The sequence below is a fragment of the Mycobacterium sp. OAE908 genome, assembly GCF_017872775.1.
Lineage (GTDB): Bacteria > Actinomycetota > Actinomycetes > Mycobacteriales > Mycobacteriaceae > Mycobacterium.
Genome location: NZ_JAGGJL010000001.1, coordinates 2,502,905 through 2,529,506, shown reverse-complemented (window position 1 = coordinate 2,529,506; position 26,602 = coordinate 2,502,905). Strand labels below are relative to the sequence as shown.

23 protein-coding genes are annotated in these 26,602 nt (G+C 65.4%); 11 read left to right on the top strand and 12 right to left on the bottom strand.

Going from position 1 to position 26,602, the window contains the following annotated elements; translation table 11 throughout:
* The first annotated feature begins 5 nt into the window (after positions 1 to 5).
* Complete coding sequence (locus J3E61_RS12335; RefSeq protein WP_210083737.1) at positions 6 to 1,250, top strand: amino acid permease; 1,245 nt, start codon at positions 6 to 8, stop codon at positions 1,248 to 1,250.
* Here the strand turns inward: J3E61_RS12335 and J3E61_RS12330 are convergent.
* Positions 1,208 to 2,740, bottom strand: a complete 1,533-nt coding sequence (locus J3E61_RS12330; protein ID WP_210083736.1) for an alpha/beta hydrolase — start codon at positions 2,738 to 2,740, stop codon at positions 1,208 to 1,210. The two genes, J3E61_RS12335 and J3E61_RS12330, sit on opposite strands and share 43 nt — an antisense overlap.
* A gap of 76 nt (positions 2,741 to 2,816) precedes the next feature.
* Here J3E61_RS12330 and J3E61_RS12325 point away from each other — a divergent pair, with 76 nt between their 5' ends.
* Entirely contained in the window at positions 2,817 to 3,467 is a 651-nt protein-coding gene (locus J3E61_RS12325; protein WP_210083735.1) for a TetR/AcrR family transcriptional regulator, read from the top strand.
* On the opposite strand, the gene J3E61_RS12320 is transcribed toward J3E61_RS12325, so the two are convergent.
* A complete protein-coding gene (locus tag J3E61_RS12320) occupies positions 3,464 to 3,889 on the bottom strand; it encodes an ester cyclase (RefSeq protein ID WP_192725613.1) in 426 nt (141 codons plus the stop codon). The two genes, J3E61_RS12325 and J3E61_RS12320, sit on opposite strands and share 4 nt — an antisense overlap.
* 78 nt (positions 3,890 to 3,967) lie before the next feature.
* On the opposite strand from J3E61_RS12320, the gene J3E61_RS12315 reads away from it, so the two are divergent.
* Positions 3,968 to 5,260 carry a nitrate reductase gene (locus J3E61_RS12315; RefSeq protein ID WP_210083734.1) on the top strand — a complete coding sequence of 431 codons (1,293 nt, stop codon included), beginning with the start codon at positions 3,968 to 3,970 and terminating at the stop codon, positions 5,258 to 5,260.
* Here J3E61_RS12315 and J3E61_RS12310 read toward each other — a convergent pair.
* On the bottom strand, positions 5,202 to 6,365 hold the full coding sequence (locus tag J3E61_RS12310; protein WP_210083733.1) for an acyl-CoA dehydrogenase family protein: 1,164 nt from the start codon (positions 6,363 to 6,365) through the stop codon (positions 5,202 to 5,204). The genes J3E61_RS12315 and J3E61_RS12310 overlap by 59 nt on opposite strands.
* 53 nt (positions 6,366 to 6,418) lie before the next feature.
* Between J3E61_RS12310 and J3E61_RS12305 the strand changes: the two genes are divergently transcribed.
* On the top strand, positions 6,419 to 7,645 hold the full coding sequence (locus tag J3E61_RS12305) for an FAD-binding oxidoreductase (protein WP_210083732.1): 1,227 nt from the start codon (positions 6,419 to 6,421) through the stop codon (positions 7,643 to 7,645).
* Between the two features lie 105 nt (positions 7,646 to 7,750).
* Positions 7,751 to 8,089, top strand: a complete 339-nt coding sequence (locus J3E61_RS12300) for a hypothetical protein (RefSeq protein WP_192725617.1) — start codon at positions 7,751 to 7,753, stop codon at positions 8,087 to 8,089.
* 114 nt (positions 8,090 to 8,203) lie between these two features.
* Here the strand turns inward: J3E61_RS12300 and xylA are convergent, their stop codons facing one another.
* Complete coding sequence (gene xylA, locus J3E61_RS12295) at positions 8,204 to 9,427, bottom strand: xylose isomerase (protein WP_210083731.1); 1,224 nt, start codon at positions 9,425 to 9,427, stop codon at positions 8,204 to 8,206.
* 127 nt (positions 9,428 to 9,554) lie between these two features.
* Here xylA and J3E61_RS12290 point away from each other — a divergent pair, with 127 nt between their 5' ends.
* Positions 9,555 to 10,601, top strand: coding sequence for an ROK family transcriptional regulator (locus tag J3E61_RS12290; RefSeq protein WP_210085526.1), 1,047 nt, complete (start codon positions 9,555 to 9,557; stop codon positions 10,599 to 10,601).
* Here the strand turns inward: J3E61_RS12290 and J3E61_RS12285 are convergent.
* Genes J3E61_RS12285 through J3E61_RS12275 form a run of 3 tightly spaced genes read right to left on the bottom strand, consistent with a single transcriptional unit; the run spans position 10,585 to position 15,499 of the window.
* The gene (locus tag J3E61_RS12285) at positions 10,585 to 11,868 is read right to left on the bottom strand and encodes an acyl-CoA dehydrogenase family protein (protein WP_210083730.1); all 1,284 of its coding nucleotides are present in this window, start codon (positions 11,866 to 11,868) and stop codon (positions 10,585 to 10,587) included. The genes J3E61_RS12290 and J3E61_RS12285 overlap by 17 nt on opposite strands.
* Positions 11,869 to 11,870: 2 nt before the next feature.
* A complete protein-coding gene (locus J3E61_RS12280) occupies positions 11,871 to 13,886 on the bottom strand; it encodes an acetate--CoA ligase family protein (protein ID WP_210085525.1) in 2,016 nt (671 codons plus the stop codon).
* Positions 13,883 to 15,499: an NAD(P)/FAD-dependent oxidoreductase gene (locus J3E61_RS12275; protein WP_210083729.1), complete on the bottom strand. Its 1,617-nt coding sequence runs from the start codon at positions 15,497 to 15,499 to the stop codon at positions 13,883 to 13,885. Before J3E61_RS12275 ends, J3E61_RS12280 begins: the two co-directional genes overlap by 4 nt.
* 94 nt (positions 15,500 to 15,593) lie before the next feature.
* Here J3E61_RS12275 and J3E61_RS12270 point away from each other — a divergent pair, with 94 nt between their 5' ends.
* Positions 15,594 to 16,241: a TetR family transcriptional regulator C-terminal domain-containing protein gene (locus J3E61_RS12270; RefSeq protein WP_210083728.1), complete on the top strand. Its 648-nt coding sequence runs from the start codon at positions 15,594 to 15,596 to the stop codon at positions 16,239 to 16,241.
* Here the strand turns inward: J3E61_RS12270 and J3E61_RS12265 are convergent.
* On the bottom strand, positions 16,231 to 17,376 hold the full coding sequence (locus J3E61_RS12265; RefSeq protein ID WP_210083727.1) for an ABC transporter ATP-binding protein: 1,146 nt from the start codon (positions 17,374 to 17,376) through the stop codon (positions 16,231 to 16,233). The two genes, J3E61_RS12270 and J3E61_RS12265, sit on opposite strands and share 11 nt — an antisense overlap.
* Before the next feature lie 10 nt (positions 17,377 to 17,386).
* Entirely contained in the window at positions 17,387 to 18,808 is a 1,422-nt protein-coding gene (locus J3E61_RS12260) for an aspartate aminotransferase family protein (protein WP_210083726.1), read from the bottom strand.
* Positions 18,809 to 18,866: 58 nt separating this feature from the next.
* Here J3E61_RS12260 and J3E61_RS12255 point away from each other — a divergent pair, with 58 nt between their 5' ends.
* From J3E61_RS12255 to J3E61_RS12245, 3 genes are read left to right on the top strand one after another with little or no spacing between them, the layout of a single operon-like run.
* Positions 18,867 to 20,096, top strand: a complete 1,230-nt coding sequence (locus tag J3E61_RS12255) for a spermidine/putrescine ABC transporter substrate-binding protein (protein ID WP_210083725.1) — start codon at positions 18,867 to 18,869, stop codon at positions 20,094 to 20,096.
* Between the two features lie 5 nt (positions 20,097 to 20,101).
* The gene (locus tag J3E61_RS12250; RefSeq protein ID WP_192725626.1) at positions 20,102 to 21,043 is read left to right on the top strand and encodes an ABC transporter permease subunit; all 942 of its coding nucleotides are present in this window, start codon (positions 20,102 to 20,104) and stop codon (positions 21,041 to 21,043) included.
* Positions 21,040 to 21,915, top strand: coding sequence for an ABC transporter permease (locus J3E61_RS12245; protein WP_210083724.1), 876 nt, complete (start codon positions 21,040 to 21,042; stop codon positions 21,913 to 21,915). Before J3E61_RS12250 ends, J3E61_RS12245 begins: the two co-directional genes overlap by 4 nt.
* Here the strand turns inward: J3E61_RS12245 and J3E61_RS12240 are convergent.
* Positions 21,912 to 22,223, bottom strand: coding sequence for a hypothetical protein (locus J3E61_RS12240; protein ID WP_210083723.1), 312 nt, complete (start codon positions 22,221 to 22,223; stop codon positions 21,912 to 21,914). The genes J3E61_RS12245 and J3E61_RS12240 overlap by 4 nt on opposite strands.
* Positions 22,224 to 22,461: 238 nt before the next feature.
* Between J3E61_RS12240 and J3E61_RS12235 the strand changes: the two genes are divergently transcribed.
* Entirely contained in the window at positions 22,462 to 23,634 is a 1,173-nt protein-coding gene (locus tag J3E61_RS12235) for an aromatic ring-hydroxylating dioxygenase subunit alpha (protein ID WP_210083722.1), read from the top strand.
* On the opposite strand, the gene J3E61_RS12230 is transcribed toward J3E61_RS12235, so the two are convergent.
* Together J3E61_RS12230 and J3E61_RS12225 are read right to left on the bottom strand one after the other, a co-directional pair.
* Complete coding sequence (locus tag J3E61_RS12230) at positions 23,588 to 25,033, bottom strand: M28 family peptidase (RefSeq protein WP_210083721.1); 1,446 nt, start codon at positions 25,031 to 25,033, stop codon at positions 23,588 to 23,590. The two genes, J3E61_RS12235 and J3E61_RS12230, sit on opposite strands and share 47 nt — an antisense overlap.
* Complete coding sequence (locus J3E61_RS12225) at positions 25,030 to 26,538, bottom strand: M28 family peptidase (protein WP_192725631.1); 1,509 nt, start codon at positions 26,536 to 26,538, stop codon at positions 25,030 to 25,032. Before J3E61_RS12225 ends, J3E61_RS12230 begins: the two co-directional genes overlap by 4 nt.
* Positions 26,539 to 26,602 lie beyond the last annotated feature (64 nt).

Genomic DNA, 26,602 nt, shown 5'->3' with positions numbered 1-26,602 from the left:
CAGGCGTGAGCACGCCGCACGGCCCTGCGCTGCAGCGGCGACTCGGCACCTTCGACGCCGTCGTGATCGGCCTTGGCTCGATGGTCGGCGCAGGCATCTTTGTCGCACTCGGCCCCGCCGCGGCCGCCGCAGGCTCGGGCCTTCTGATCGGGTTGGCCGTCGCTGCCGTCGTCGCCTATTGCAACGCGACGTCGTCGGCGCGACTGGCCGCGCTGTATCCGCAGTCCGGCGGAACGTACGTCTACGGCCGCGAACGTCTCGGCGGATTCTGGGGCTACACCGCCGGATGGAGCTTCATCGTCGGCAAGACTGCGTCGTGTGCGGCGATGGCATTGACCGTCGGGTTCTACGTCTGGCCAGGGCAGGCGCACGCGGTCGCGGTGGCCGCGGTGGTGGCGCTGACAGTGGTGAACTATCGCGGCATCCAGAAGTCGGCGCTGCTGACCCGGGTGATCGTCGCGCTTGTGCTGGCCGTCCTTGCCGCCGTCGTCGTCGCCATTTTCGGGTTCGGCGACGTGGACGGATCACGGTTGGCGCTTGGCGACGACGCCGGCGTCCGCGGCGTGTTGCAGGCCGCGGGGCTGTTGTTTTTCGCGTTCGCCGGATACGCCAGGATCGCGACGCTCGGTGAAGAGGTGCGCGACCCGGCCCGCACCATTCCGCGGGCCATTCCTATTGCGCTCGGCATCGCGCTGGCGGTCTACGCGGTGGTGGCCGTCGCCGTGCTGAGCGAATTGGGCAGCGCCGCACTGGCTTCGGCGAGCGCTCCGCTGGCCGACGCGGTCCGCGCTGCTGGCCTGCCCTGGATGGAACCGGCGGTGCGGGTCGGTGCCGCAGTGGCGGCCGTCGGTTCGCTGCTGGCACTGGTCCTCGGCGTCTCCAGGACCACGTTGGCAATGGCACGCGACGGACATCTGCCGCGCGCGTTGGCCGTGGTCCATCCGCGGTTCAACAGCCCGCATCGCGCCGAGATCGTCGTCGGAGTCATGGTCGCGGTGGCCGCGGCGACAGTGGACCTCCGAGGGGCGATCGGCTTCTCGTCGTTCGCGGTGCTGCTGTATTACGCGATCGCCAACGCGTCGGCATTCACGCTGGGGCGCCGGGTGATTCCCGTGATCGGTTTGGCCGGTTGCCTGCTGCTGGCGTTCCTGCTGCCGGTCTCGTCGGTACTTGTGGGTGCGGCGGTCGTGGCCGTCGGGGCCGCGGCCTACGTCGCCACCAGATCGGCTCCCCCTGCCAACGGCTCATAGACGAAGAACTTCGTCATGAAATCGAGCACCACGAACACCACACCGTCGAATGGAGTGCCCTGGACCCGCTGAGTCGATGCGAAGGGAAGCACGACCGCAGTCGCCGTCCCCGCCGTGGTGTCGATCTGAATGCTCTGTTGCGGCGCACCGTAGATGCCGTCATGGGTGCCCGCGAACATGTCGTTGACCCATCCAACGGCGAGTGTCTTGACCGCCTCGACGTTCTGTGGTTGTGAGAAGCCCGCGATGAGATACTGGCTGAGTTGCATGATGGGGTTTCCGCCTTGGAGCGCGTCGATGTGGCGGCCGCCAACAAGCATGACACCGGTGAATTGGCCGGGGCGGGCAGCCTGCAACAAGTCGCCCACTTTGCCGTACATGTTCCATACATAGCGCTCGGACGAGATGTCGTATACCGGACGGTAATTCACGCCAATGAGCTTCTGCAGAGCAGAAGGGACGCTGTTGTTGACGTCGACCGAGTCGAGCAGAAGCACGCCCGCCAGGTCGTCGATCGCGCCGTTGTCGATCATGTCGGCCGCAGCGCCCATCACGAGGCTGCCGCCTAGCGAGTGTCCGGCGAGCGCGAAATGCGTTGGCAATTCCACCTCGTGTCCTGCTGCTGCACTTGCGCTTTCAGTGAGCTCGGCACGTTCTCCGACGAACAGGTCGGCTACCGCCTGTTGCATGGGTGCTCCGCCCAGCCACGCGCCGTCGATGTCGAAGAAGTTCGATGTCAACGACGGAGCGATGACGATGCTGTTGGTCTGCTCGGCCAGGGTCGCCGCGGTGTAGCTGTACATCGGTCCTGATGCGCCCAGCCCATGTTGGAAGTAAATGAGCCGGGTCGGCGTCTCACCGTCATCGGGGAAGTACCAGTCCGCCTGCACGGTGCGTCCACCCGCGACAGGAATCCTCAGCGTCGACGTGCGCACCGTGACCGTGCTGCCCGCAGGCAGGACCGGGGCGCCGTCAAACGTGTGGATCAGGCCCATGACGACGTTCATGGCGATGGATCCGACGAAGTTGAGCAGCGTCGGCTTGCGCGGGGCGGCGGCCTGCTCGGTGACCGCGAGGGTGGTCGACTCCGAGACTTCGGTCGGCCTCACCGCCTCAACAGCTGCCGGAGCTTTCGCGGTTCGGGCGCCGGATTTAATTGCCGTGGTGGCGGTTTCGTGCGGCGCAGCCGCCGGCTTGACTGTCTTCGCGGCAGGCTCGGCGTCGGACGCGTCCGCCTTTTCGGTATGCGGCTTGTTGCTTTTGGCGGTGGGATTTCTGGTCTTGCGCTTCTTCGGCTGCTCCGCCGGCTTCACCGGTTTCTCGGATTCAGTCCGGGAAGTCGACTCCTGCGTCGACTCGGATGTCTTGGTGCCGTCACCGGCGTCTGATCCCGTGTCTGCTGCTGCGCTCGCTGCACCGGCGAGCAATCCCGCCGCGATCGCCACCAGGACTACCGCAATACCCAACAGCCCCATCAACCGATTGACCACGGCGAGGACGCTAACGCGATAAATTAAACAAATCAAGGGAAATGTCATTTATTGCTGCGGCAGGTACCGTCTGCATGTGCCAGCAACGCCGGAACGCCGTGGTCGCGGCCGTCCACTCGGCGGCGGCATCCCGGCCGAACAATCGCAGGACGCCTTCCTCGATGCGGCGGAGCGGCTGTTCGCGACCGTCGGCTATCGGACGTCGACGATGGAGGCGATCGCGCGCGAGGCCGGGTACTCCCGCGGAAGCATCTACCGCCAGTTTCCGACCCGAGACGCCCTGGTGGATGCATTGGTGCAGCGAACGACACAGCGGCATATGGCTGGCATCCTCGACCGGCTGCCCCCCGACGCCGGTCCGCTCGACATGTTGATCGAGAGCATGGTGATCGTCGCGACCGAATTGATTCACGACCCGCTGCTTCGAACCATCTCCGACGAGAGTGAAAAGGGCACCGTCGGCAGGATGCTCGCGAACAATGCCGCTCTTGTGCAGATGGTGGAGCCCGTGATGGCCGAGCTGCTGTCGTCTGCCCGCAATCCGTTCCGACCGGGTCTTCGCCCAAAAGACTTGGCTCAGTTCTTCATTTCGACGTCAATCAGCATGCTGCTCGGCGTCATACCGGGCACCGAAGATCCAGAGACCGTTCGTCGCTACATCGAAGTCTTCGTGCTGCCGGCGATCGTTGCGCGTCCGCCCAAGCCACGTCCCGTGTTCGGCGACTAATGCAAAGGCGGGATGACGTTCAGCTGCTGCAGCAACGCGAGCACGTCTTTGTCAGACCACTTCTCGACTAGTCGGCCGTTCGCAATGCGGTGAATCACCGTGGCCGTCATACACATTTCGTTACCCGTCGCCGGGATGCCGGCCAGGTCGCCGCTGTGTGTTCCACGCGCCGTCAGCCTGGTCACCACCTTGTCACCCTCGGCGATCTGATCCTCGACCTCATGGGTGCCCGGCGTGGCGTCCCAGAACATCCGGAACGCCTGTTTGAGCCCTTCACGCCCCGGAGCGTCGCAGCCGGGAAACGGCGGCGGTGAATGGTCCAGATAATCCTCGGCCACCAACTCGTCCAGCGCGTCGATGTTGCCGGCATCTATCTCCCGGTAGAAACGCCGGACCAGATCCTTGTTGTCCTCGATCGACATGGTCACCTCCCCCGAGATATGCCGACGATACGCCGATCGGCGTGCGGCGCGGCGGCACATCGTGTGTAGTCAGACATCGTGATCCCGCTGACTTGGAAACACGTCGAGGCACAAGCCGACCCGGACTTCGTCGTCGCACCCGATGAGCGGCTGAGCTGGGCCCGCACCATCGGCCTCGGTGCCCAGCACGTGGTGGCGATGTTCGGCGCCACGTTCCTGGTTCCGGTGCTGACAGGCTTCCCGCCCGCCACCACTCTGCTGTTCTCCGGCGTCGGCACGGTGTTGTTCCTGGTGATCACGGGCAACCGCCTGCCGAGTTATCTGGGTTCGAGCTTCTCGGTGATTGCGCCGGTGACGGCTGCCGTCGCCTCACATGGCACCGGCAGCGCGCTCGGCGGCCTCGTCGCCGTCGGTGTCGTGCTGATGATCATCGGTGGGGTCGTGCATCTGGCAGGCACTCACTGGATCGACCTCACGCTGCCGCCGGTGGTGACGGGCGCGATCGTCGCACTGATCGGTTTCAATCTGGCGCCCGCGGCGAAGACGAACTTCGAGAAGGGTCCGGTCGTCGGGCTCGTCACGCTGGTGCTGCTCGTCGCGACGCTGGCGTTCTTTCGCGGCATCATCGGCAGGCTGGCGATCTTCCTGGCCGTCGTCGCGGGTTACGTGCTGGCGCTGATCCTCGGTGAGGTCGACACGTCGGCGATCAAGGCGGCGTCATGGGTGGGCTTGCCCGAATTCCACACGCCCACATTCACGGTCGCCGTGCTGCCGATGTTCCTGCCCGCGGTGATCGCTCTGGTGGCCGAGAACATCGGTCACGTGAAATCGGTAGGGCAGATGACGAATACCGACGTCGATCCGGTCATGGGCCGCGCGCTGGCCGCCGACGGGTTGGCGACGACGTTGGCGGGTTTCGGCGGCGGGTCGGCGACCACCACGTATGCCGAGAACATCGGGGTGATGGCGGCGACGCGGGTGTACTCGACGGCGGCATATTGGGTTGCGGCCGCGGTGGCGATCGCATTGTCCTTGTGCCCCAAGGTCGGTGCGGCTATCTCGGCGATTCCGCCCGGCGTGCTCGGCGGGGCGACGGTCGTGCTGTACGGGTTGGTAGGCGTCCTCGGCGTGCGCATCTGGCTGACCAACGAGGTCGACTTCTCCAAGCCGCTGAACCAGATGACCGCAGCAATCCCGTTGATCATCGGGATCGCCGACTTCACTTGGCAGGCAGGCAATCTGACGTTCACCGGCATCGCACTGGGCTCGATCGCGGCGCTGCTCGTGTATCACGGCATGCGCCTGCTGGGCTTCAGGACGGGTCGAGCAACGCGGCCGGACCACGAGCCATCAGTTGACGCGCCACGATGATTCGCTGGATCTCGCTGGCGCCCTCCCATATCCGCTCCACCCGCAGCTCACGAAACATGCGCTCGGCGACGTTCTCGCGCATGTAGCCGCGGCCGCCGAATATCTGCACCGCCCGGTCTGCCACCCGCCCGGCCATCTCCGAGCAGTACAGCTTCGCCATCGACGCCTGGCCATGTAGCGTCTTGCGGTCATAGCCCGCGTCGATCGACCTGGCCACTTCGTAGAGCATGGTTCTGGCGGCGAACAGTTCGGTTGCGCAGTCAGCCAGCATGCCGGCCACCAACTGGTGCTCGCCCAGCGGTCGGCCGTCGACGACGCGAGTCTGCGCGAATGCGGTGGCCTCGTCGACCAAACGCTGCGCAGCCCCAACGCATCTCGCGGCCACCATCATTCGCTCGAACCGAAACCAATCCTGTGTGAATGTCATCGGCCCGCCCTCGGTGCCGACCAGATTGACGGCAGGTACGCGAACGTCAGTGAACGCCACGATCGGATGCTCGTCTGCAATGTGGTGCGAATACTGCGGTGTCCGAACCACTTCCACGCCCGGCCACGGCAGGTCGACCGCCAACAGCACGTGGTCGCCAGTCTCAACAACGGCTTCTACGAAGACATAGTCGGCCAGGTTGAACGATGTGACATGCCACTTGACACCGTTGATCACGTACTCGTCACCGTCGCGCCGCGCGGTGGTTTGCAGCGCGGACACGTCGGACCCGGCGAATTCCTCGGTGATCGCATACGCCTCGTGCTTGTCTCCCCGCACCGACGGAAGCAGCCACCGCTGTCGCTGGTAGTCGGTCGCGACGTCGACCCACCACTGCGGCGGGGTGGCCATCACCCAACCCAGCCCATTGGTCACGCGTCCGCACTGCTCCTGCACCAACACCTGCTGCAACGCGGAACAACCCGGTCCGCCCACCGAGCCAGGCATATTCGTTGCGTACAGGCCCAATTCGATTGCCCGGGCGCGATGCTCGGCCGTCACTTCTTTGGACAGGATGCCGCCCGCGAGCTCGGCCTCCACCTCATGCGGCATCAGCGTCTCGACGAACGCACGCGCCGTGTCCCTGATCCGCAGGTCGTCCTCGGTCAGCCCGTACATCCGCGCCTCCACCCTCTTGACTGAGCGTTCAGTCTATGCCAGCGTTCGGGGGTATGACCAGCTCCCACAGCGCCGATGTCGTGGTGGTGGGTGGCGGAACGGTCGGTGCATGGACGGCCGTGCTACTCGCCGAAAGTGGCGTGCCGAATGTCGCGCTCATCGAGGCGCGGACCCTCGGTGACGGCGCCAGCAGCCGGGCCGCGGGCATGGTCCGCGCACAGGGCGGCACCGAGACCGCAATCAAGCTCGGCGTGTGGACCCAGAACTTCTACGCGGCCAGCGGCGAGCGTTTTCCGCTGGACTGCGGCTTTGTGGCACAGGGCTATCTGATGCCGTGCTTCACCGAAGCAGAGGTGCAGCAGGCCCACGAGCGGATCGCGCTGCAACGCACGCTCGGCCTGCAGGTCGAATGGTTGTCCAGTGCGGACATCGACACTAGACAGACAGGCTTGGAGCCTGGCGTGACGCTCGGCGCGTCCTACGCGCCCGGCGACGGCTACATCGACGCACCGCGCAATGTACTCGCGTACACGGCGGCGCTGACCGCCTCTGGCGTCGACGTTCGCGAACGATGTTCCTTCACCGGTTTACGCACCGCCGGTGGCCGCGTCGTCGGCGTCGACACCTCTGAAGGTCCGATCGACACCGAGCACGTGGTGCTGACGGGCGGCCCGCAGCTCGCCGAAGTCGGCCTGACGGCCGGTGGCAGGGTCCCCGCGGGCGGCACCCGGCATCAGGTGGTGGTCACCGCGCCGCTGCCGGTCGACGTACGCAAGCTGCCGATGGTGTTCGACGTGACCTCCGGAATTTATTGGCGCCCAGGTGAATCCGGTGGCCTGCTGTGGGGCATGAGCAATCCCGACGAGCCGCCGGGTGTGGCCACCGACTTTGACACGGTGTACTACCGCAAGGCGCGAGACCGCATCGAGGAACTTCTGCCCGCGGTCCGTGGGCTCGGCCTACGACGGGCGTGGGCGGCGACCATCGACTACACGCCCGACCATCTGCCGATCCTCGGCCCGCTGCTCACTGACGACGGTCCGGTCGACGGCACCGTGGTGGCCAGCCCCGCCGGCCACGGCATGATGTGGGGACCGGCCGTCGCGCAGGTCGCGGCCGACCTGACAACCGCGGGCCGCTGCGATTGGCTCGACCTGACCGACCTCGGCCTCGACCGGTTCGACGCCGACGGCAACAGTCGCGTTGCCCCCGAACCGATTTCGCTGCCGTTCCCGGAGAAGGCTCCAGGACCTGGCCAACCTGGCCCGTGGCGGGCTTGACAAGGTTTGATACGCTCGCGTCGGCTGTGAGGTGAATGACCTCGCGGCCTTTTTGGTGCCCTCGGCCAGAACTGGCCGGGGGCTTTCTTCGTGTCTGGAGGAAGCATGACCGAACTCATCTCAGGCGAAGGGCAGACGTGGGCGGTTCCAGCGATTGCCGATGCGCTGTCCGACATGTTCAAGAATGACCCCAACTGGTCGGTGTTTCAGGACGGCGGCCTCAAGCGGTTCAGCGACGAGCAAGACGACGACCGGGTGTGCCCTCAATGCGGCGAATTGTGGGATTTCCTCTGGACGTATATGTGGGTGAACCGCACGCTCAACCTGTGGGCCAACATCGACACGTGTTATTGCCCGAACATTCATCACTGGACCTTGGTGTGCGTTCCGCCCGTTGACATCGACCAATCAGGTCTCTCGGGAGTTGGTTGGGCCACAGCTTGATCGACGGGCCGTCCCTCTCCGCGCGAGCAGACGCAAAAGTGCGCGCCGTCGCGGCGTGTCGCACCACTTTGCGTCTGCTCGCCGGTGAAGTCTGCGTGTCGGGGCACTCAAACGTCAGCGCGCACCCATCAGGTGCTCGAGCGCCAATTGGTTGAGCCGGACGAAGCCGAAACCCTTGGCGCCGAAGTAGGAATCGGCGTCGAACTCCTCGTAGGCCGACCTGTCGGCCAGCAGGTCTCGGTACGTCTCGCCGGCGTCAAGCGTGGGCTTGCGCAACTCGTTGACACGGGCGGCTTCCAGCGCGTCGGCAACTTCTGGATCGGCGCGGAACGCCGCAGCACGCTGCTTCAGTAGTAGATACATCCGCATATTCGCCGCGGCCGAGGCCCAAACTCCGCTGCTGTCCTCGGTGCGACTGGGCTTGTAGTCGAAATGCCGGGGGCCCGTGTAGCTCGGCCCGCCATCCACGCCACCGTTCTCCAGAAGATCGACGAGCGCGAACGCATTGGCGAGATCCCCGTGGCCGAACACCAGATCCTGGTCGAACTTGATTCCACGCTGGCCATTGAGGTCGATGTGAAACAGCTTGTCGGAGTACAGCGCCTGGCTGATCCCGTGCATGAAGTTCAGCCCGGCCATCTGCTCATGGCCGGTTTCGGGGTTCACTCCGACCATCTCGGAGTGGGCGAGTGTGTCGATGAATGCCAGCGCATGCCCGACGGTAGGAAGCAGAATGTCACCGCGGGGTTCGTTGGGCTTGGGCTCGATCGCGAACCGCAGCGGGTACTTCTGGTCAAGAACGTACTCGCACAAGAGGTTCAGCGCTTCACGGTAGCGTTCGAGCGCCGCGCGGACATCCTTGGCGCTGTCGTACTCGCTGCCCTCTCGACCACCCCACATGACGAATGTTTCGGCGCCGAGCTCAGCTGCCAGGTCAATGTTGCGCAGCGCCTTGCGCAATGCGAACCGTCGAACACCTCGATCATTACTCGTGAACGCACCATCCTTGAACACCGGATGGGTGAACAGATTGGTGGTCACCATGGGCACGACCAGGCCGGTGGCGTGCAACGCGGACGTCAGCCTGTCGATGGCACGACGGCGTTCGCCGTCACTGCTTCCGAATGGAAACAGGTCGTCGTCATGGAAAGTCAGGCCATACGCGCCGAGCGCGGCCAGCCGCTCCACCGCCTCCACCGCGTCCAGGGCGGGCCGGGTCGCCGCGCCGAACGGGTCGTTGGCGGTCCAGCCTATGGTCCAAAGGCCAAACGAAAACTTGTCGGACGGCTTGGGAACGAGGTCACCGGCCGCTGCGATCGTGGATTCGAGGACAGACATGACGCGACTCCTGGCACTGGATTTGTTCTGCGTCCGAACATAAGATGTGCCCTGGGTCACTGTCAAGGGAGGTTGGGTGAGGATCGGCACCAACACCGATGATGTCCGGCGCCGCAACCTGTCCGCAGTGCTGACCCTGGTTCATCGCGGCCGTGCGGTGACCCGATCGGAGCTGACGCGCAAGACAGGCCTGGCCCGTTCGACGGTGAAGGACCTGGTTGAGGAACTGGTCGACGGCGGCTTGGTGGAGGAAACGCAGGCCGGTCCGGCCAGCCAAGTCGGAAGACCGAGCCCCATCGTGCGGCCGCGGACCGACATGCTCGCAATTGCGGTGAATCCCGAAACCGACGCCATCACAATCGGTTTGGTCGCGTTGGGTGGCACGGTGCTCAATATCGAGAGATATCCGACCGACCATATCCCCAGCGCAGGCGAAACCGTGGCCATCACCGCCAAGGCCGTCGACCAGATCCGGCGCAAGCTGGATCCCAATCGCCGAGTCACCGCAATCGGGGTGGCCGTTCCCGGTCTTGTGCACGCCCCAGGATCCGTGGTGCGGCTGGCACCACACCTCGATTGGCATGACGAGGCGTTGGGGCAGATGCTCAGCGCGGCAGTGGGATTACCCGTGTTCGCGGCGAACGACGCCAATCTCGGCGCTATCGCCGAACACGTATTCGGAGGACATCCGGACGCACACCACATGATCTACGTCAACGGCGGCGCCAGCGGAATCGGCGCCGGATTCGTCGTGGCTGGCGAGCTTCTCGAAGGCGCCGAGGGCTACGCGGGGGAGCTCGGCCACACCTATGTCGGCGGCGCGGCGCCGTGCCATTGTGGGCGCATCGGGTGTCTCGAGACCGAAGTCAGTCAAACCACCGCGAAAACCATTGCACACCAAGCACAGTATCTCGGCATCGCACTCGGCAACGCCATCAACCTGCTGAACCCCAAGCTCGTCGTCCTCGGCGGATTCCTCCGGATCTTCCCGGAACAGGCTGCTGCAGCACTTGATACCGCAGTGGCCCGCCACTCCATGCGGGTGCCCCACGAGGACGTGCGCATCGTGGCGGCCAGCCTCGGATCCCAGACACTGATGATCGGTGCCGCCGAGACGGCGTTCGCTCCGTTACTCGCCGATCCCGCCCCGCACTACTTCAGCGCCGTCGGCTGAAGTACTTCTGGTAGGCCTCGGCCGATGCGCGCAATTCGGGGTCGGCCTCGAACTTCTGCTCGAACTTCGCCCACGCCGCTTCACGTTTGGCGGGAAGGTACTCCGTCGGCCAGTACGGATGCTCCTGCGGCCGATAGTCACGAAGCACGCGGCGCGCGACGGTGGCCTTGTGCACCTCGTCGGCCCCGTCGGCCAGCCCCATCGTCGGCGCGCTCGCATACATCGCCTGCAACGGGGTCAGGTCGGTGGTACCAAGTGAACCTAGGATGTGCAGCGCGTTGAAGGACACGTCCCGCAGCACCTTGGCCATTGTGAATTTCACGGTCGCGATGTCGGTCCTGGCCTCTTTGGTGCTGGAATTGTCGATCTTCCAAGCGGTTTCGAGCACCAACAGCCGAAGCATACGGATGGCGGCATACGAATCCGCGATCTTCTCCTGCACCATCTGATGCTCGGCGATCACCTTGCCGTGCGATTCACGCGACAGCGCCCGCTCGCACATCATGTCGAAAGCGAGCTTGCACTGGGCGATCGTCCGCATCGCATGGTGAATGCGTCCGCCACCGAGTCGTCGCTGGGCCAGGGTCTTGGCGCCGTCCTCGGGGCCGAGCAGGTGATCGAGTGGCACCCGGACGTCGCGATAGATGATGTGGTTGTGGTTGCGGGGCTCCGGTTGGATCTCCACGCCGGGAGTTGTGCGGGGCACGATGAACATCCCGTTGGTACACATCACAAACAGAATGTCGGCGACGCGGCCCGCCGAGGTGAACCACTTCTCGCCGTTGATCACCCACTCGTCGCCGTCGCGCACCGCGGTGGTCTTGAACAGATTGGGGTCCGACCCGCCTTGAGGCTCGGTCATCGAGTACGCGGAAAACATGTCCTGGCTCAGCAGCGGCTCGAGCCACCGCTTCTTCTGGTCGTCGGTGCCGAAGGCCGCGAGCATCTCCATGTTGCCGGTGTCCGGCGCGGCGGCGCCGAACATCTGCGGAGCGCCGGGGTAGCGGCCGATGACTTCATTGAGTAGCGCCAACTTGAGCTGACCGAAGCCCGGGCCGCCGAGATCCTTGTCGAGAAAGAGCGCCCACAGTCCCTGGTCCTTGATCTGCTGCTGCAGGCTGCGGACGTAGGCCTTGACGTGCGGATCCGGCGAGCGAACGGCATACGGGAACACGTACTCCAGCGGCTCGACCTCTTCTCTGCAGAACTCCTCTACCCAGTCGAGCTTCTTCTGGAATTCCGGTTCGGTCGAGAAGTCCCACGCCATCTCTAGGATTCTGCCCGACGCATCTGGATCAGGGCATCGACTGCGACAACACCGTCCGCAGTCGCGATCACCGGGTTGGCTTCGACGGCTTCCACGATGTCGCCGAGTTCGAGAGCCATCCTGGAGAACGCGACGATCACGTCGGCCAGCGCATCGATGTCGACCGGCGGTGAGCCGCGCCAGCCCGCCAGCAGCGCACGAATCCGCAACTGGTCGAGCAGTGCCAGTGCGCCCGCATGTGAGACCGGCGGACACGCCACCGCTCTGTCGGCGAGCAGTTCCACCGTCGTGCCCCCAGCCGCGACCACAAGGAGGGGACCGAACGCGTCGTCGCGGACGAACCCGACCGACACCTCGACGCCGTCGGCGACCATCGGCTGCACGGTCACCACCGGCCCAAGGGACCGCGTCATCACCGCGTACGCGGCTGTCAACTCTTCATCGTCGGCGATGTTGAGGGCCACACCGCCGACATCGCTCTTGTGCAGGGCGCTAACGGTTTTCAACACCACCGGATAACCGATGGCCTCAGCTGCCGCGATCGCGACACTCATCGAATGGGCGGTGCGCGTCTCGACAATCGGAATCCCGTAGGCGGCGAGCAGCCGGAACGCGGGGACGTCGTCGGGGAGATGCCTGCTTGTCATCGAGGCCCGCACCCGGTCGACCGGCAGGGGCCAGCGCGCCAGGTTGCCCAGTGCCACCAGTCCGCTGCGGGCGCCTTCGAGGACCGGAATTCCGTTGTCCCGCAGCCGTTGCGCAGTGGGCGCGTCGATGGCCGACGGCACCGAGGCCAGCACTGCCAGCGGTGCGTCCGTACCGGCGGCGACGTCCAGCACCGCGTCGGCATACGCGGTGTCACCGTCGTACTCGGTGACCAGGTCGACGGCGAGCGCGGTGACGCCAACGTTCCCGTCCTCGGCGATCGCGCGCAGGCAGGTGCCGAACAAGTTGCGGGTCTCGGCGCCGGTACCCCAGAGGTCAAGCGGGTTGGTCGGAGTGAGGCCGTCGTCCAGCATGCGGCCGATGGTCGCCAGCGTGTCGTCGGCCAGATCGGCGAACGGCAGGCCCAGTTCGTGCGCGAGGTCGGCCACCAGAGCGCGTTCTGCACCCGAGTCGTGCACCGTCGCAAGTCCGCCGCCGCGCGATCGTCTGCCTGCCGAGAACAGCTCCAGCGTGTCGGTGAACTCGGCCATGTCGCGCACGTGTACCGCGCCTGTCGCGGCGCAGAAGGCCTGCCACGCCGCATGTTCGCCGGCCAGCGCACCCGAGTGCGCGGCGACCATCGCGCGCCCGCGCGGCGAACCACCGACCGTGAGAATCACTACCGGAACATCCTGATCGGCGGCCCGCAGCAGCGATTGCCGCAGCCGGGGAACCGAGCGTGGTGTCTCCATCAGCAGGGCGATGATCCGCGTTTCGGGGTCGTCGAGTGCGTAGTCCACGTAGTCGGCGGTGTCGGTAACGAGTTCCTGCCCCGACGACACCGCGAGCCGGAATCCGAAGCCACGGCGCGCCCGCAACAGTGTCGAGAAGGCCGAACCGGAGTGCGTCACCAGAGTAATTCCGCCGGACGGCAACGGATCTGGCTCCAGGTAGCCGAGTGCCCGCACGCCGAGAGCGTTGTTGACGAACCCCATGCAGCCCGCCCCGCAGAGCGCCATGCCCGCCTCGGTGGCCGTCTCCACGACCTTCTGGCGCACCCCGTGCGCGGCGCCGAACAGCACCGCTGACCGCGCGCCCACCGCCGCCGCGAGTTCCATCTGTTCGACCAGGGTCGCGTCGGGCACACCCAGCAGCACGACGTCGACGGCTTCGTCGAGGTTGGCGAGGGTGGGCGCACACGGATACTCGCCGATCCGCTGATACCTCGGGTTCACCAAATGCACACGGGCGGAACCACGTTGGGACTCGATGACCATCCGCTCACCGAAACTGCCTGGGCGAGCGCTGGCACCCACCACCGCCATCGACGTGGCACCCAGCATGGCCGCGACGGCCTCGCGGCGCGCATTCATCTGCGCCGCCAACGCTTCTTGTCGGCGAGCGCTGCCCGGGCGGCCTGCCACCCGGGGATGCCGCACACGCCGCCACCCGCGTGCGTTCCCGAACCTCCGTTGTACAGACCGGAAATCGGAGTGCGGTAGTCGGCGTAGCCAGGAGCGGGGCGCATATGGAACAGCTGCTCCAGTGACAGCTCACCGTGGAAGATGTTCCCGCCGATCAAGCCGTATTCCTGCTCCATCTCGTGCGGTCCGACGATGTCGCGGTGCGTGATCGAGGATTTGAATCCGGGAGCGACCTGATCGTAGAGGTCGATCAGGCGGTCGGCATAGGCGTCCAGGTCCTCGGTGTGCGGCGCCTGGCTCCAGTCGGCGGGCACCCACTGCGTGAACAACGACATGATGTGTGTGCCATCGGGATTCAGAGTCTTGTCCAACGTCGTCGGAATCACGCCATCGGAGAACGGCATCCCGGCGGGCCGCCCCGCCCTGGCGTCCTGGAAGGCCGCCTCGATGTACTCCATCGTCGGCGCCATCTCCACCGAACCGGTGTGGTGCTCGGCGAGCCCACTGCTCGGGTCGGCAGTGAAGTTCGGGAGCTCCCCGAGCGCCAGGTTGATCTTGACCACCCCGCTGCGCGTCTTCCAGTGCTCGATGTCTGCGACGAAGTCGTCGGGCAGCTCCGTTCGCGGAATATGTTCGAGGAAGGCGATTTTCGGGTGAAGGGTGGTGACCACCAACGGTGCGCGGATCTCGTCGCCGTTATCGAGCACCGCTCCCTGCACACGGCCGCCGCTGACCAGCAGGCGAGCCACGCGGGCATCGGTACGGATCTCGGCGCCGAAGCCTCGGGCGGACTGTGCGATAGCGGCCGAGACGGCACCCATGCCGCCCTCGGGGTAACCCCAGCTGCCGAGTTGGCCGTCGCCGACGTCGCCGATCGAGTGGTGGGCCATCACGTACGCGGTGCCCGGCTCGTACGGACCCGCCCACGTTCCGATCACGCCGTTGACCGCGAGCGCGCCCTTGATCTGCGGTGACTCGAACCAGTCGTCGAGCAGGTCGGCGATGCTCATCGTCAGCAGTCGCGTGACGTCCGCGGTGGTGCGCACGGTGATCCCGCGCTGGCTCCATGCCAGCTTCGCGAGGTCGAGCAGGTCCGACGGTCGGTGCGAGCCGATGTTCGGCGGCACCTGGGTCAGCAGCGGACCCATCACGTCGGCGATGCCTTCGAGCCACGCGTTCCACTTCGGCCACGTCTCGGCGTCCTTCTTGGACCACTTGGCGAGCTGCTCGTACGTGCGCGCCGGGTCGTCCTCGTAGATCGTCAGGGAGCCGCCGTCGGGAAATGCTTGGTAGTACGGACCCATCGGATGGACGCGGTAGCCGTGCCGGTCCAACTCGAGTTCGCGCACGATGGTCGGCGGCATCAGGCTCATCACATAGGACAACCGGGTGACGCGCAGATGCGGGGCGTCCTCCCACGGCGACTCGGTGGTGGCCGCTCCCCCGAGTGAGCCACGCCCCTCGAGCACCAGTGTCCTGGCGCCTGAGCGCGCCAGGTATGCAGCCGAAACCAGGCCGTTGTGGCCGCCGCCGATCACGAGGGCGTCGTACGTGTTCGACATCGGTGTCCCACTTCCGTCCTGACTGACTGTTCAATCTAATCAAGTGTTACGCTACAGACAAGAGCTGCGCTGCACAGGGAGGGAACAACACGCCATGGCCGAACCAGCGCCCGCGACTGAGCAGAACGAAGCCCGTCGCATCGAAATGCTCCGTGCCGCAGCCGAGCTGATCTGCGAGCGGGGTTTTGGAGATACCCGCATCGCCGATGTCGCCAAGCGGGCGGGTGTCAGCTCGGCACTGGTCATCTATTACTTCGGCACCCGCGACCGCCTGCTTGTCGACGCGCTGCGGCACTCGGAGGAGTCGTTCTACGAAGCAGCCGAACAGATGTTGGCCGAGGTCCCTTCGTTGCGCGAACGGCTCTCACTGCTGATCCAATGGACATGCGTGCCTGAAGGCGCCGGCGAGATCCCCGGCGCGTGGGGCCTGTGGTTCGACCTGTGGGCGCAGGCCTTCCGCCACGACGAGATCAAGGCGGGCCGGGCCGAACTCGACGCCAGGTGGCGCAAGATGATCATCGACGCCCTCGACACATCCGATTTGAGCGCGAAGGACAAGCGGATGTTCGCGCTGGAATTCGCGGCGTTGCTCGACGGATTGTCCATTCAGGTCGCTCTCGAGGACCCGGACGTCGACTCCGATCTGGCCTACGACATCGCGATGCGCTTCGCGGAGCGCGAACTGAACCTGCCGCCTGCCAAGAAGCGGGTGAACGGCAAGGCGAAGACCGCTAAGAGGTGAGCGCGCCGACCTCGTCGGCGACAGGGTCGGCGATCGGCGCCGCGTCGCTGCGATGCAGCACCCGCACCGCGTCCTGCGTGCACACGCAACACACGCGGGCCCCTGGTTCATGGGTCACCGAGCGCGGGCCCGCATGGTTGGCCACCTCGACGATCAGTGGCGTTGGTGCTCCGACATCGACGTGCACCTGGGTCGTGCTGCCGAGATAGACAACCTGCGCGACCACACCGCCAATGACGTTGCGGTCGTGGCTGATTGGCGCGCCGGGTTCCTGCAGCACGATGCGCTCCGGCCGGATGACGATCGCCGCCGCACCGGGGACGGCCGAGCCGTCGACCGCAGCGCCCAGCCGGGTGTCAAGGGCCGCACACACCGCCGTTCTACCGCCGGCTTCGAGCACTTCGGCGTCGAAAATGTTTGCCGCGCCCATGAATCCGGCGACGAAGGTGGTTGCCGGAGCGGAGTAGATGTCCTGCGGTGGACCGACCTGTTCGACACGGCCCTCGGCAAGGACGGCGATCTGGTCGCTCATCGTGAGCGCTTCCTCTTGGTCGTGAGTCACGTAGACGAACGTGATCCCGACCTCGCGCTGCACTGCGCGCAATTCCAGCTGCAACTGTTTGCGCAGCTTCGCGTCGAGCGCGCCGAGCGGTTCGTCGAGCAGAAGCACGCGGGGTCGCAACACCAGGGCGCGCGCCAGCGCGACTCGCTGCTGCTGGCCGCCGGACAGCTGGGCGGGGCGGCGGGCGGAAAAGTCGCTCATCCGAACGAGTTCCAGCGCTTCGCCGACGCGACGCTTGGCTTCGTCGCGCGAGACTTTCTGGTATTTCAGGCCGAACGCGACGTTGTCCCACACCGTCATGAACGGGAACAGCGCGTAGGTCTGGAAGACCGTGTTGACCGGGCGCTTGTGGGGCGGATCGCTTGCGACATCACGGCCGTCGAGTTCGATGCGGCCCGAGTCTGGCTTCTCGAAACCGGCGATCATCCGCAGCGTCGTGGTCTTACCGCAACCGGACGGTCCGAGCAACGAATAGAACTGGCCGGCTGGAATGTCGAGGTCGATGCCCGTCACGGCGGGCACCCCGTCGAACGACTTGGCAAGCTGCTGCAGCCGGATCGCGCCGCCCGTCACCGTGCCCCGCTCAGGGTGTCACCGCGTTGGCGAACCTGCCGAAGTTCGCGACGAACCGGTCGACGTCGTCCACGCCGTGCTGAACCGAAAGCAGCCATTGCTCCACCTTCCCCCATGGCGGGAGAAACACACCGCCATTGTGCTGCATGAGCCAGTGCAGGTGGCCCAATCTGGCGTCGATCTCGAGGAAATCGCGGAACTCACGGACCCGTTCGCGACGAAATGTCACGCAGCCCTTGGCGCCGACCGTCACCACATGCCATTCGAAACCGTGTCGGGCGATCACGTCTTCCAGGGCCGTGCGCAGGCGGTCGGCCAGCGCATCGAGATGGGCGTAGGCCGATTCCGTCAGCACGTCGGTGAGGGTGGCGCGGGTGGCCGCCATCGCCAACGGATTGCCGTTGAAGGTGCCGACCTGCTCGTAGCGGCCGTCGGCGATCGCCGACATCACGGTGGTGGTGCCGCCGAGCGCCGCGACGGCGATGCCTCCGCCGAGCGCCTTGGCGAGGCAGACAATGTCGGGCACGACGCCCGTCGACGCGGTGACGCCGCCAGGACCCGTCGTGAAACCCGTCTTCACCTCATCGAAGATCAGCAGCGCACCCTCAGCGTGCACGAGGTCGCGGATGGTCGCGAGATAACCGTCGTCGGGCGGGATGATGCCTGCGTTCATCATCACCGGTTCGAGGATCATGGCGGCCACCTGGCCGCGGTGCTCCGCGAGCGCCCTTGCGACGGCCCCGGGGTCGTTGAAGGGTACGACGATCACGAGATCCCTTATCGCCGAGGCGATTCCGGAATTGCCCGGCACACCTATCGGGTGCTCCCTTGGACCGATCTGATCCGCGTCAGGCAGCACTGACACCTGCACCGAGTCGTGGTGACCGTGGTAGCAGCCCTCCACCTTGATGAGCAGATCGCGTCCGGTCAACGCGCGCGCGAGGTGTACCGCGTCCATGGTGGCCTCGGTACCGGAGTTCGCGAAGCGCCACAGCGGAAGATCGAATCTCCTGGACAATTCGCCGGCGATCCAGATCGCGTCTTCGGTCGGTTGGGCGAAATGCGTTCCGCGGCGCACGCGATCGCTGACCGCTGCCACGATCGCCGGATGTGCATGCCCGGCAATGGAAGCGCCGTAGCCGCCGTGCATGTCGACGTACTCGGTGCCATCCACGTCGTAGACCTTGGAACCCTCGCCATGACTCATCCAGACGGCCTGTGGCTCGGCGATCTGCCAATTGGAGGTCGCGCCACCGGCGAGGTGTTCGCGAGCCTGCGCGATGAGTTCGGTGCTGCGCGGTTGGCGGCGCAGAAACACCTGCTCCTCGTCGGCGATCAGCCGGCTGAGCTTGTTCGAGGTGTGGGTTTCCTGGCTTTGCACCGCCGGCGAAGACACGGTCAAACCTCCATTCCGGGGCGGTTGACTGAGCATTCAGTCTATGCTTGAGTCCTACCAGCGACAAGGCGTGAAAGCAACGGGGAGGCCGTAGATGCCACAGCCCACCAGCCGACGACAATTCCTGGCGCGCGCTGCAATTCTCGCCGCAACCGCCCCCACCCTCGGCGCCTTCCTGCAGGCGTGTTCGAAGAACGCACCGTCGTCGTCGCAGCCGAGCATGACGCTGGCGGCGCCCACCAACCCGGTCAAATGGCCTATCCCGGACGACAACAAACCCATTGCCGACGGGCTATCGCCGGAGAAAGGCGCGACGCTCAAGATCTACAACTACGCGGACTACCTCAGCCCGCAGGCCGTCAAGGCGTTCGAAGACCAGTACCAGACCAAGATCGAGATCTCGACGTTCAACGACGGTGACGAGGCGATCACCAAACTCCGCAGTGGCGTCGACTTCGACATCTACAACGCCAACTACACCGAGATCAGCCGACTGGTGAACGGCGGACTGCTGCGACCCCTGAACCACTCCTACATTCCCAACATCAAGAACGTGTGGGAGGGTTTCACCAACCCCTGGTACGACCAGGAGTGGCGCTACACCGTCCCGTACACCATCTACACCACCGGCATCGGCTGGCGCACCGACCAGGTGCCCGCCGACATCGGTGCGCTCAAGGACCCCTACGACGCGTTCTGGGATGCGCAGTACAAGGGCAAGACCGCCATCCTCGACGACTGGCACACCGCGATGGCGATGGTGCTTCTGCGCCAAGGGATTACAGACATCAACACGTCCTCTGACGCCGACCTGAAGATGGTCGGGGAGCAACTTCAGGCGCTGGCCAAGGCCACCTCACCGAAGGTGACAATCACCGCATACAACGAACTGCCCGCCGGACAGCTCGGGCTCGCACAGATGTGGTCGGGTGACATCATCAATGCGCAGTCCTACCTCCCAGAGGGCACGGGACCCGAGATTCTTCGGTACTGGTTCCCGTCGGACGGCAAGGGCATGGTCGACAACGACATGTTCGTGACGCTCAAGGGCGGCAAGAACCCGGTGCTCGCCCACCTGTTCATCAACCACATGCTCGTGCCCGAGGTGGCGAAGGAGAACTTCTCGGCCATCGGCTACCAGCCGCCGCAGAATACGATCACCCCGGATTCGCTTGTCAAAGAGGCGTTCATCCCCGAGAACCTGCGCACCGCGATCGTGAAGCCCGAATACTTCGACAGCGGCTACCGGCTGCTGGAACTCGACCCGGCCAACGACGCCGCCTGGCACAACGTTTGGCAGGCCTTCAAGGCCGGCGGGTCGTAGCACCCGTGGCGGTACCGGTCATCGCGGCGCCACCGCACAACACCCCGCCACGCCGCGAACGTGTCACTGGGCTGTGGCCGGCTCTGGCCGCCCCCGGAATCGTCTGGCTGCTCTTGTGTTTCGTCTTTCCGCTCTATGTCGTGCTGTGCATCGTATTCGGCCAGGTCGATCCGTTGTTCCGCACGCCGATCCCGGTCTGGAATCCGCTGCAGTGGGATCCGTCGCAGTTCTCCTACGTGCTCACGCACATCGTCGGCGCCGACGGCATCTTCGGCCCGGCACTGCTGCGCACCGCGGTGTACGTGTTGGCGGCCAGTTCGCTGTGTCTGCTCATCGCGTTTCCGGTGTCCTATTACGTCGCCAGACTGTCGGGTAGACGCAAGGGACTGTTGCTGGCGCTACTGATCGCGCCGTTCTGGATCAGCTACATGATGCGGATGTTCGCGTGGGTCAACCTGTTGCAAAACGACGGCATCGTGAACAGGGTGCTGTCCTTCGGCGGGCTGCTGACTGTGAATGTGGATTGGCTGACCGGCCAGCCGGCTGTCGTGATCCTCGGTTTGGTTTACGGCTATGTGCCGTACATGATCCTACCGCTGTACGCAGGTCTCGATCGGCTGCCGCAACCGGTGCTCGAGGCGTCACGTGACCTTGGCGCAGACCGGTTTTCGTCGTTCTGGCGAGTGACGCTGCCGCTGTGCAGGCCGACCATTCTGGCCGCTGTTCTGCTGACGTGTCTGCCGATGCTCGGGGACTACTTCACCAGCGACATGCTGTCGGCGTCACCGAAGACCGCGATGGTCGGGAACCTGATCAACGACAGTGTGCATGCGCCGGGGCGGACCGGTCAGGCGGGCGCGTTCGTGATGCTGGTGTTTCTGGTGGCGTTGTTGCCGATGCTCTACTACATCCGGGTGACGTCGCGGCGCGACGAGGTGGCGTCATGAGAGGCCCCGTGACGTGGTGGAACGATCCGTGGCGGCCGCCGCGCTTTTTGGTCGGCATCACGATCGGCTATCTCGCGTGGTCGCTGCTTCCGGTCGCGATCGCCGTGCTGTATTCGTTCAACAACGGGCGCTCTCGCACGACGTGGCAAGGCTTTTCGTTGCGCTGGTACTGGGGCGACAAGACCCTGTCGGTGTGGCACAACGATGCGCTGCACACGGCGCTGCTGCAGACTTTGAAGTTGGGTGTGGTGACGACGGCGATTACCGTGCCGCTCGGGGTGCTCTTCGCGATTGGTATCGACCGGTGGCGGGGCAGGCTGCCTGCGGGTGCGAACTTTCTGATGCTGATCTCATTCGTGTTGCCGGAAGTACTGCTCGCCGTCGCGCTGCTTTTCGTGATCACCACGATCGCGCTGCCTATCTCGCTCGGCACGGCGGCGCAGGTGATCGGGCTGATCACGTTCCAGGTGTCGTATCCGGCGGTACTGGTGCGGGCGCGGCTGGCGACGATCGGGCCGCAATATGAGGAAGCCGCAATGGATCTCGGCGCGTCACGGCTCGGTGCGCTGCGACGGATCATCCTGCCGATGCTTATGCCGGCGATCTTCGCCAGCACGGTGTTGGTGTTCGCGGACGTCATCGACGATTTCGTGCTGGTGCGTTACCTGTCCGGTGACGCGGCGACTGAGCCGGTGTCGGTGAAGATCTACAACACGGCGCGCGGTGCGCCGACACCTGCGCTGAACGCGCTGGCCACCCTGCTGTTGTTGGCGGCGCTGACTGCGGTGGTGGTGGGCTTTCTCATCTACCGCTACATGACGCGAGGCGAAAGCGCGGACCGTGGAATCGGAGCATTCGCCGGAGAGATTTAGCACCAGCCACCGAACTTTCGGTGCAACTGTTGTCGGGACACACCGAGGCGTCGACCGATCTCGGCCCATGTGAGTCCGGCTTCTCGGGCCGCAAAGACTGCGTTCCGGTAGCGGCTGCGAAGCGCTTCTGACTCGTCGCGGATCGCCGACAGTTCGCGGCCGATAGCGCCGCTGTAGAACTCGGCGAGGACGGGGTCGGGTTCGTCAGTGACGGGCAGCTCGTCCGCATTCTCGATCTCGGCTAGAGCGCGTTCCGTCAGCGCGGCTATCTCCGGGTCGTCCTTCCACCAGGGCCTGCCCTCTGCCATAGGTGTTTCCCTTCTGCACCTGTCATCAAATGATGACAACTCCCGGCATCGTGCCCCGGGACACTGACACGAAGAGGGAGGGTGCCCCCAGGCTGCCCGGGGCACCGAGAGAAGGGGAAGGTTACTTTTTCCAGAGCTGTCATCAATTGATGACAGTTTCGGAGAGAGAGAAGTGCTACACAGGTCCGGAGCGTGCCGAAGAGTAGACCTGCACCCCACGCCCGGCTAGGCTGACTGTATGTTCAAACAGGGAACTCCGGCTCCGGTTCCCGCCGATGACCTGGCCGCCGCGCTGGCACCCTTCGGCCAGTCGCGCATGCTGCCCCGCGAGGCCTACGTCGACCCGGCGGTGTTCGAGTGGGAGCAACACAACATCTTCTCCGGGTGGACGTGCGCGGGCCACGCTTCCGACCTCGCCGCCATCGGCACCCAAAAGGCCGTCGGCACGGGACCCAACGCCATGCTGTTGGTCCGCGGCGAAGACGACGCCATCCGCGCGTTCGCCAACACCTGCAGGCACCGCGGGCACGAACTGCTGGCGTGCAACGCGACCACCAAGGGCCGCGCGATCGTCTGTCCATACCACTCGTGGTCCTACCGACTCGATGGCCGACTGCGCAATGCACCCGGCTTCCGCGACGCGCAGGACTTCGACGCCGACCAGTTCGGTCTCGCCGAACTGCGTTTGGTCAACTGGCACGGCTGGTTGTTCGTCGACCCCAGCGGTAACGACGTCGAATTCGAAAACCACGTCGCGGGTTGGGATGCCGTCGTCAAGCCCTACCGCCCAGAGGACCTCACCGTCGTCGCCCGCCATTCCTACGAGCTGGCCACCAATTGGAAAGTCATCGCCGAGAACTACCAGGAGTGCTACCACTGCTCCACCATCCATCCGGAACTGTCCCGCATCAGCCCACCGACCAGCGGCGAGAACCTCGACCTGCCCGGCTCATGGATGGGCGGCTGGATGTCGATAGTCGAAGGCGCAGAGACCATGTCGTTGACGGGCCGCAGCGGCGGCGTCGCGATTCAGGGCCTCTCCGAACACGAACTGCGCACCGTCATGTATCTCGTCGGCTACCCCAACCTGTTGGTGAGCCTGCACCCGGACTACGTGATGACTCATCTGATGACCCCGCTCGCCGTGGACCGCACTCACGTCGAATGCGCATGGGCGTTCCCGAAAGACATTGCCGCAAAGCCGGATTTCGACCCGTCCTACGCTGTCGACTTCTGGGACCTGACCAATCGCCAGGACTGGGCGGCATGCGAGTCCGTACAGCGCGGCCTTTCGTCACCACACGCGCGACCCGGCCCGCTGGCCCCCGACGAGGACGGCGTCTACCAGTTCGTCACGCGAGTGGCTAGGGCTTATTCCGGTGCCGCTGGTCCCTCGGCGGAACGCCGTTGACCCCATCGACTGCCTGCGCGTAGGTCCCGATCGCGAACGCGAGCGCCTGGCCCATGACCGACAGTGCCTTGCGGTCGACGTTGTCGATGTTGTCCTGCGGCGAGTGGTAGTTCGGATCGAACGCGACGCCCGCCTGTCCACCCCAAAGCCGAGCCTGCACTTCGGTTTTCCGCTGTGACGTGCCGGCGGTGAGTCCGCCGATCGGGACGTCCGCAGCCAGAAACGCGGCGTAGTCCGCGGCTCTGCTCAGCGGCATGTCGGCCGGACGTACGCCACCGAGATTGAGGTAGCCCGCCAGTGTGCGCTCGACGCCCGCCGATCCCGCCGGCACAGTCTGCGGCGGGATATCCGCATTAGGCTGACCGGACTGGTCGCCGTCATACGTGAAGTAGCCTGCGTTCGGCGAGCCGATCGCATCGGCGCCGAGGTACACCGCGATGTCGTCGACTTGGTCTCGGGAAAGGCCACCAAGGTATTTCGTCGGCCCCTCCGGCACCGAACCCCAGAAGACGAACCGGACCGCGTTGGTTGACTTCGGCTGCGCCCCCAGAGCCGATGCGGCCTCGAGCAACGCGGCCACTCCCGACCCGTCATCGTTGATGCCGGGGCTGTGCGGTGAGCTGCCCAGGCGCGCACCGGCCAGCACGACGTTCTTCGCATCACCGGATTTGGTCTGCGCCACCACGTTTCGTGCCTTGACCATGACGGGCTTGCTGTCGAGCACCAGCTTCACCGGGGCGCCGGTGCGCCGCAGCGCCGCATCGACATTCCTGTCGACGACCCCGACCGGGATCGTGAGCTGCTGGTAGTAACCGGGAGGGAACAAGCCGGCGGGCCCGGTAGTGGCAGGCGCGCTGACGACAAGCAAACCGACCGCACCCTTGGCCACGGCCGCGTTCTGCTTGGCGCCCACCGAACAACCGGTGTCGTCGACGACGGCGATCGCACCCTTTATCGCCACCGTGCCGTAGTCGGCGGCACTACAGCCTGCGGCCTGCTGTGGCCGCAGCGTGATCGCGTTCAGCCCGCCCGGCGCGGTGCCAACGAGCAACGACGCCTGGTCGACGTGATATCCGCGGCCGGCGACCGTCAGCGTCGGATTGCCGCCTTCGGTGCGGTCAAGGCGATCGAACTCCGGGGTTTGGACGTCGAAACCTTTGTCCTTCAACACCTTCACGACGTAGTCCACGGTGGCGTCGAAGCCAGCCGTACCCTCGGCCCGACTGCCTTTGTTGGCGTCGGCGATCTCCTGCATCTTGCGCAGGTGGGTGGTCATCCCGTCGGCGGTGACCTTGCCCGCGATATCGCGACCCAAGTCGGGGCTGGGTGCGGGTTCGGTGGCCGAACACGAGGCCAACGCGGTCACCGCGATGGCAAGGACCGCGGCGGCGACCCTCATGATTCGAGGACGTGTCGCGTGCGGTCGTCTCGGATCGGCACGCCGTTGCGGCCGCTTTGGTCTTGCGCATACAGCCCCACCGCGTATGCCACCCCGCCTCCGTTGATCTCGAGTGCCGTCCTGTCGATGTGGTCCAACGTGTCAGTTGCCTTGTGATAGTTCGGGTCGAACGGCGCATCCGCCTGTCCGCCCCAGCGCTGCGCCTGCTCGACTGTCTTCTTTTCTTCGGCCCCCGAAAAGATGCCGCCGGCCGGCACACCCGCCCTGGTGAAGCCGTCGTAGTCGGACCGACCGTCGAATGAGTAGTCTTCTGGCGGCTTTCCGGCACCCTTCAGGTATGCGACAAGCATGCGCTCGATGCCCGCCGAACCCTCGGGCACCCGGGGTACACCGTCACCGTCGTTGAGCTTGATGGACTGGTCGCCGTCGTAGGTGAAGTAACCCGGGTTCGGCGAGCCGAGCATGTCGAAGTTGAGGAACAGCGCAATGTCTTTTAGCGCATCCTGATTCAGCGACTGCACGTAGTTGTTGGACCCCAGCAGGCCCTCCTCCTCGGCGCCGAAGAACCCGAACCGTACCGCATTGGCCACCTGCGGTGAATTGCCAAGCTGCACAGCAGTTTCCAGAACGGCGGCCACCCCTGAACCGTTGTCGTTGATGCCTGGCCCGTCACGAACGCTGTCGAGGTGTGCCCCGACCATCACGACGTTGGCCGTGGAGCCAGTCTTGGTCTGGGCGATGACGTTGCGTGTGTGCTCGACGCGCACTCCGGCGTTGAGCTTGATGGTGGTGGGCCCTGGCGCACCGCGCAGACGCTCACCGGTGGCTTTGGTGACACTGATGACAGGGATCTTCACGTCGGTTCCCTCGCCGAGGGTGCCGCCCATTTGATCGCCGTCCTCGTTGTTGGCGACGATCAACGCCACTGCACCGCGTTCCGCCGCGACGGCCTGCTTGACACCGAACTGACACTTGCCCCGGTCGACCAGTACCACGGCGCCGGCGACCGGAAGGCCGTCGTAGTCGGAGGCAGTGCAACCAGGGGTGTCGTCCACGCGTGCGGGGACCAACGGGCCGGATACGCCATCAGCCGGGGTGCCCTTGGTGTATTCCAGCGGCTTGGCGGCGACCTTGTCGCCGCTGACCGTCACCACCGGCTCGTCGGCAAACGGAAGCCGCACCTCGAACTCGGGGGTCTGTACGTCAAAACCCTTGTCCCGCAACGTGTTGACGACGAAATCGACGCTGGCATCGTAGCCGGACGTGCCGAGCGCGCGGTTGCCGTGGTTGGCGTCGGCGATCTCCTGCAACTTCTTCAGATGCGCCAGCATCGCGTCGGCGGTCACCCGCTTCTGCAATGTCGCGGCGAATTCCGTGGCCGGGGTGACCGGGGTCGCCTGGGTGCTGGTCGGCTGTGCTTGCTGCGGGCGCGCCTCGCGGTTGCAACCACCCAGCGTCACGACCGCGAGGACCACCGTCAGCGCCGCCAGGCATTTCCGAACCATCGCCACCACGTTAGCGGCATGCACGGCGCCCGCGGACCGAGGCCGCGATAATTCGATTGCGGAC

Bases quoted from the DNA above. Each gene is read 5' to 3' on its own strand.
- J3E61_RS12320 (WP_192725613.1), bottom strand. From the start codon at position 3,889: ATGTCGATCGAGGACAACAAGGATCTGGTCCGGCGTTTCTACCGGGAG.
- J3E61_RS12310 (WP_210083733.1), bottom strand. From the start codon at position 6,365: ATGTACGGGCTGACCGAGGACGACCTGCGGATCAGGGACACGGCGCGT.
- J3E61_RS12305 (WP_210083732.1), top strand. From the start codon at position 6,419: ATGACCAGCTCCCACAGCGCCGATGTCGTGGTGGTGGGTGGCGGAACG.
- J3E61_RS12300 (WP_192725617.1), top strand. From the start codon at position 7,751: ATGACCGAACTCATCTCAGGCGAAGGGCAGACGTGGGCGGTTCCAGCG.
- xylA (WP_210083731.1), bottom strand. From the start codon at position 9,427: ATGTCTGTCCTCGAATCCACGATCGCAGCGGCCGGTGACCTCGTTCCC.
- J3E61_RS12285 (WP_210083730.1), bottom strand. From the start codon at position 11,868: ATGGCGTGGGACTTCTCGACCGAACCGGAATTCCAGAAGAAGCTCGAC.
- J3E61_RS12280 (WP_210085525.1), bottom strand. From the start codon at position 13,886: ATGAATGCGCGCCGCGAGGCCGTCGCGGCCATGCTGGGTGCCACGTCG.
- J3E61_RS12275 (WP_210083729.1), bottom strand. From the start codon at position 15,499: ATGTCGAACACGTACGACGCCCTCGTGATCGGCGGCGGCCACAACGGC.
- J3E61_RS12270 (WP_210083728.1), top strand. From the start codon at position 15,594: ATGGCCGAACCAGCGCCCGCGACTGAGCAGAACGAAGCCCGTCGCATC.
- J3E61_RS12260 (WP_210083726.1), bottom strand. From the start codon at position 18,808: ATGCTCAGTCAACCGCCCCGGAATGGAGGTTTGACCGTGTCTTCGCCG.
- J3E61_RS12255 (WP_210083725.1), top strand. From the start codon at position 18,867: ATGCCACAGCCCACCAGCCGACGACAATTCCTGGCGCGCGCTGCAATT.
- J3E61_RS12245 (WP_210083724.1), top strand. From the start codon at position 21,040: ATGAGAGGCCCCGTGACGTGGTGGAACGATCCGTGGCGGCCGCCGCGC.
- J3E61_RS12240 (WP_210083723.1), bottom strand. From the start codon at position 22,223: ATGGCAGAGGGCAGGCCCTGGTGGAAGGACGACCCGGAGATAGCCGCG.
- J3E61_RS12235 (WP_210083722.1), top strand. From the start codon at position 22,462: ATGTTCAAACAGGGAACTCCGGCTCCGGTTCCCGCCGATGACCTGGCC.
- J3E61_RS12230 (WP_210083721.1), bottom strand. From the start codon at position 25,033: ATGAGGGTCGCCGCCGCGGTCCTTGCCATCGCGGTGACCGCGTTGGCC.
- J3E61_RS12225 (WP_192725631.1), bottom strand. From the start codon at position 26,538: ATGGTTCGGAAATGCCTGGCGGCGCTGACGGTGGTCCTCGCGGTCGTG.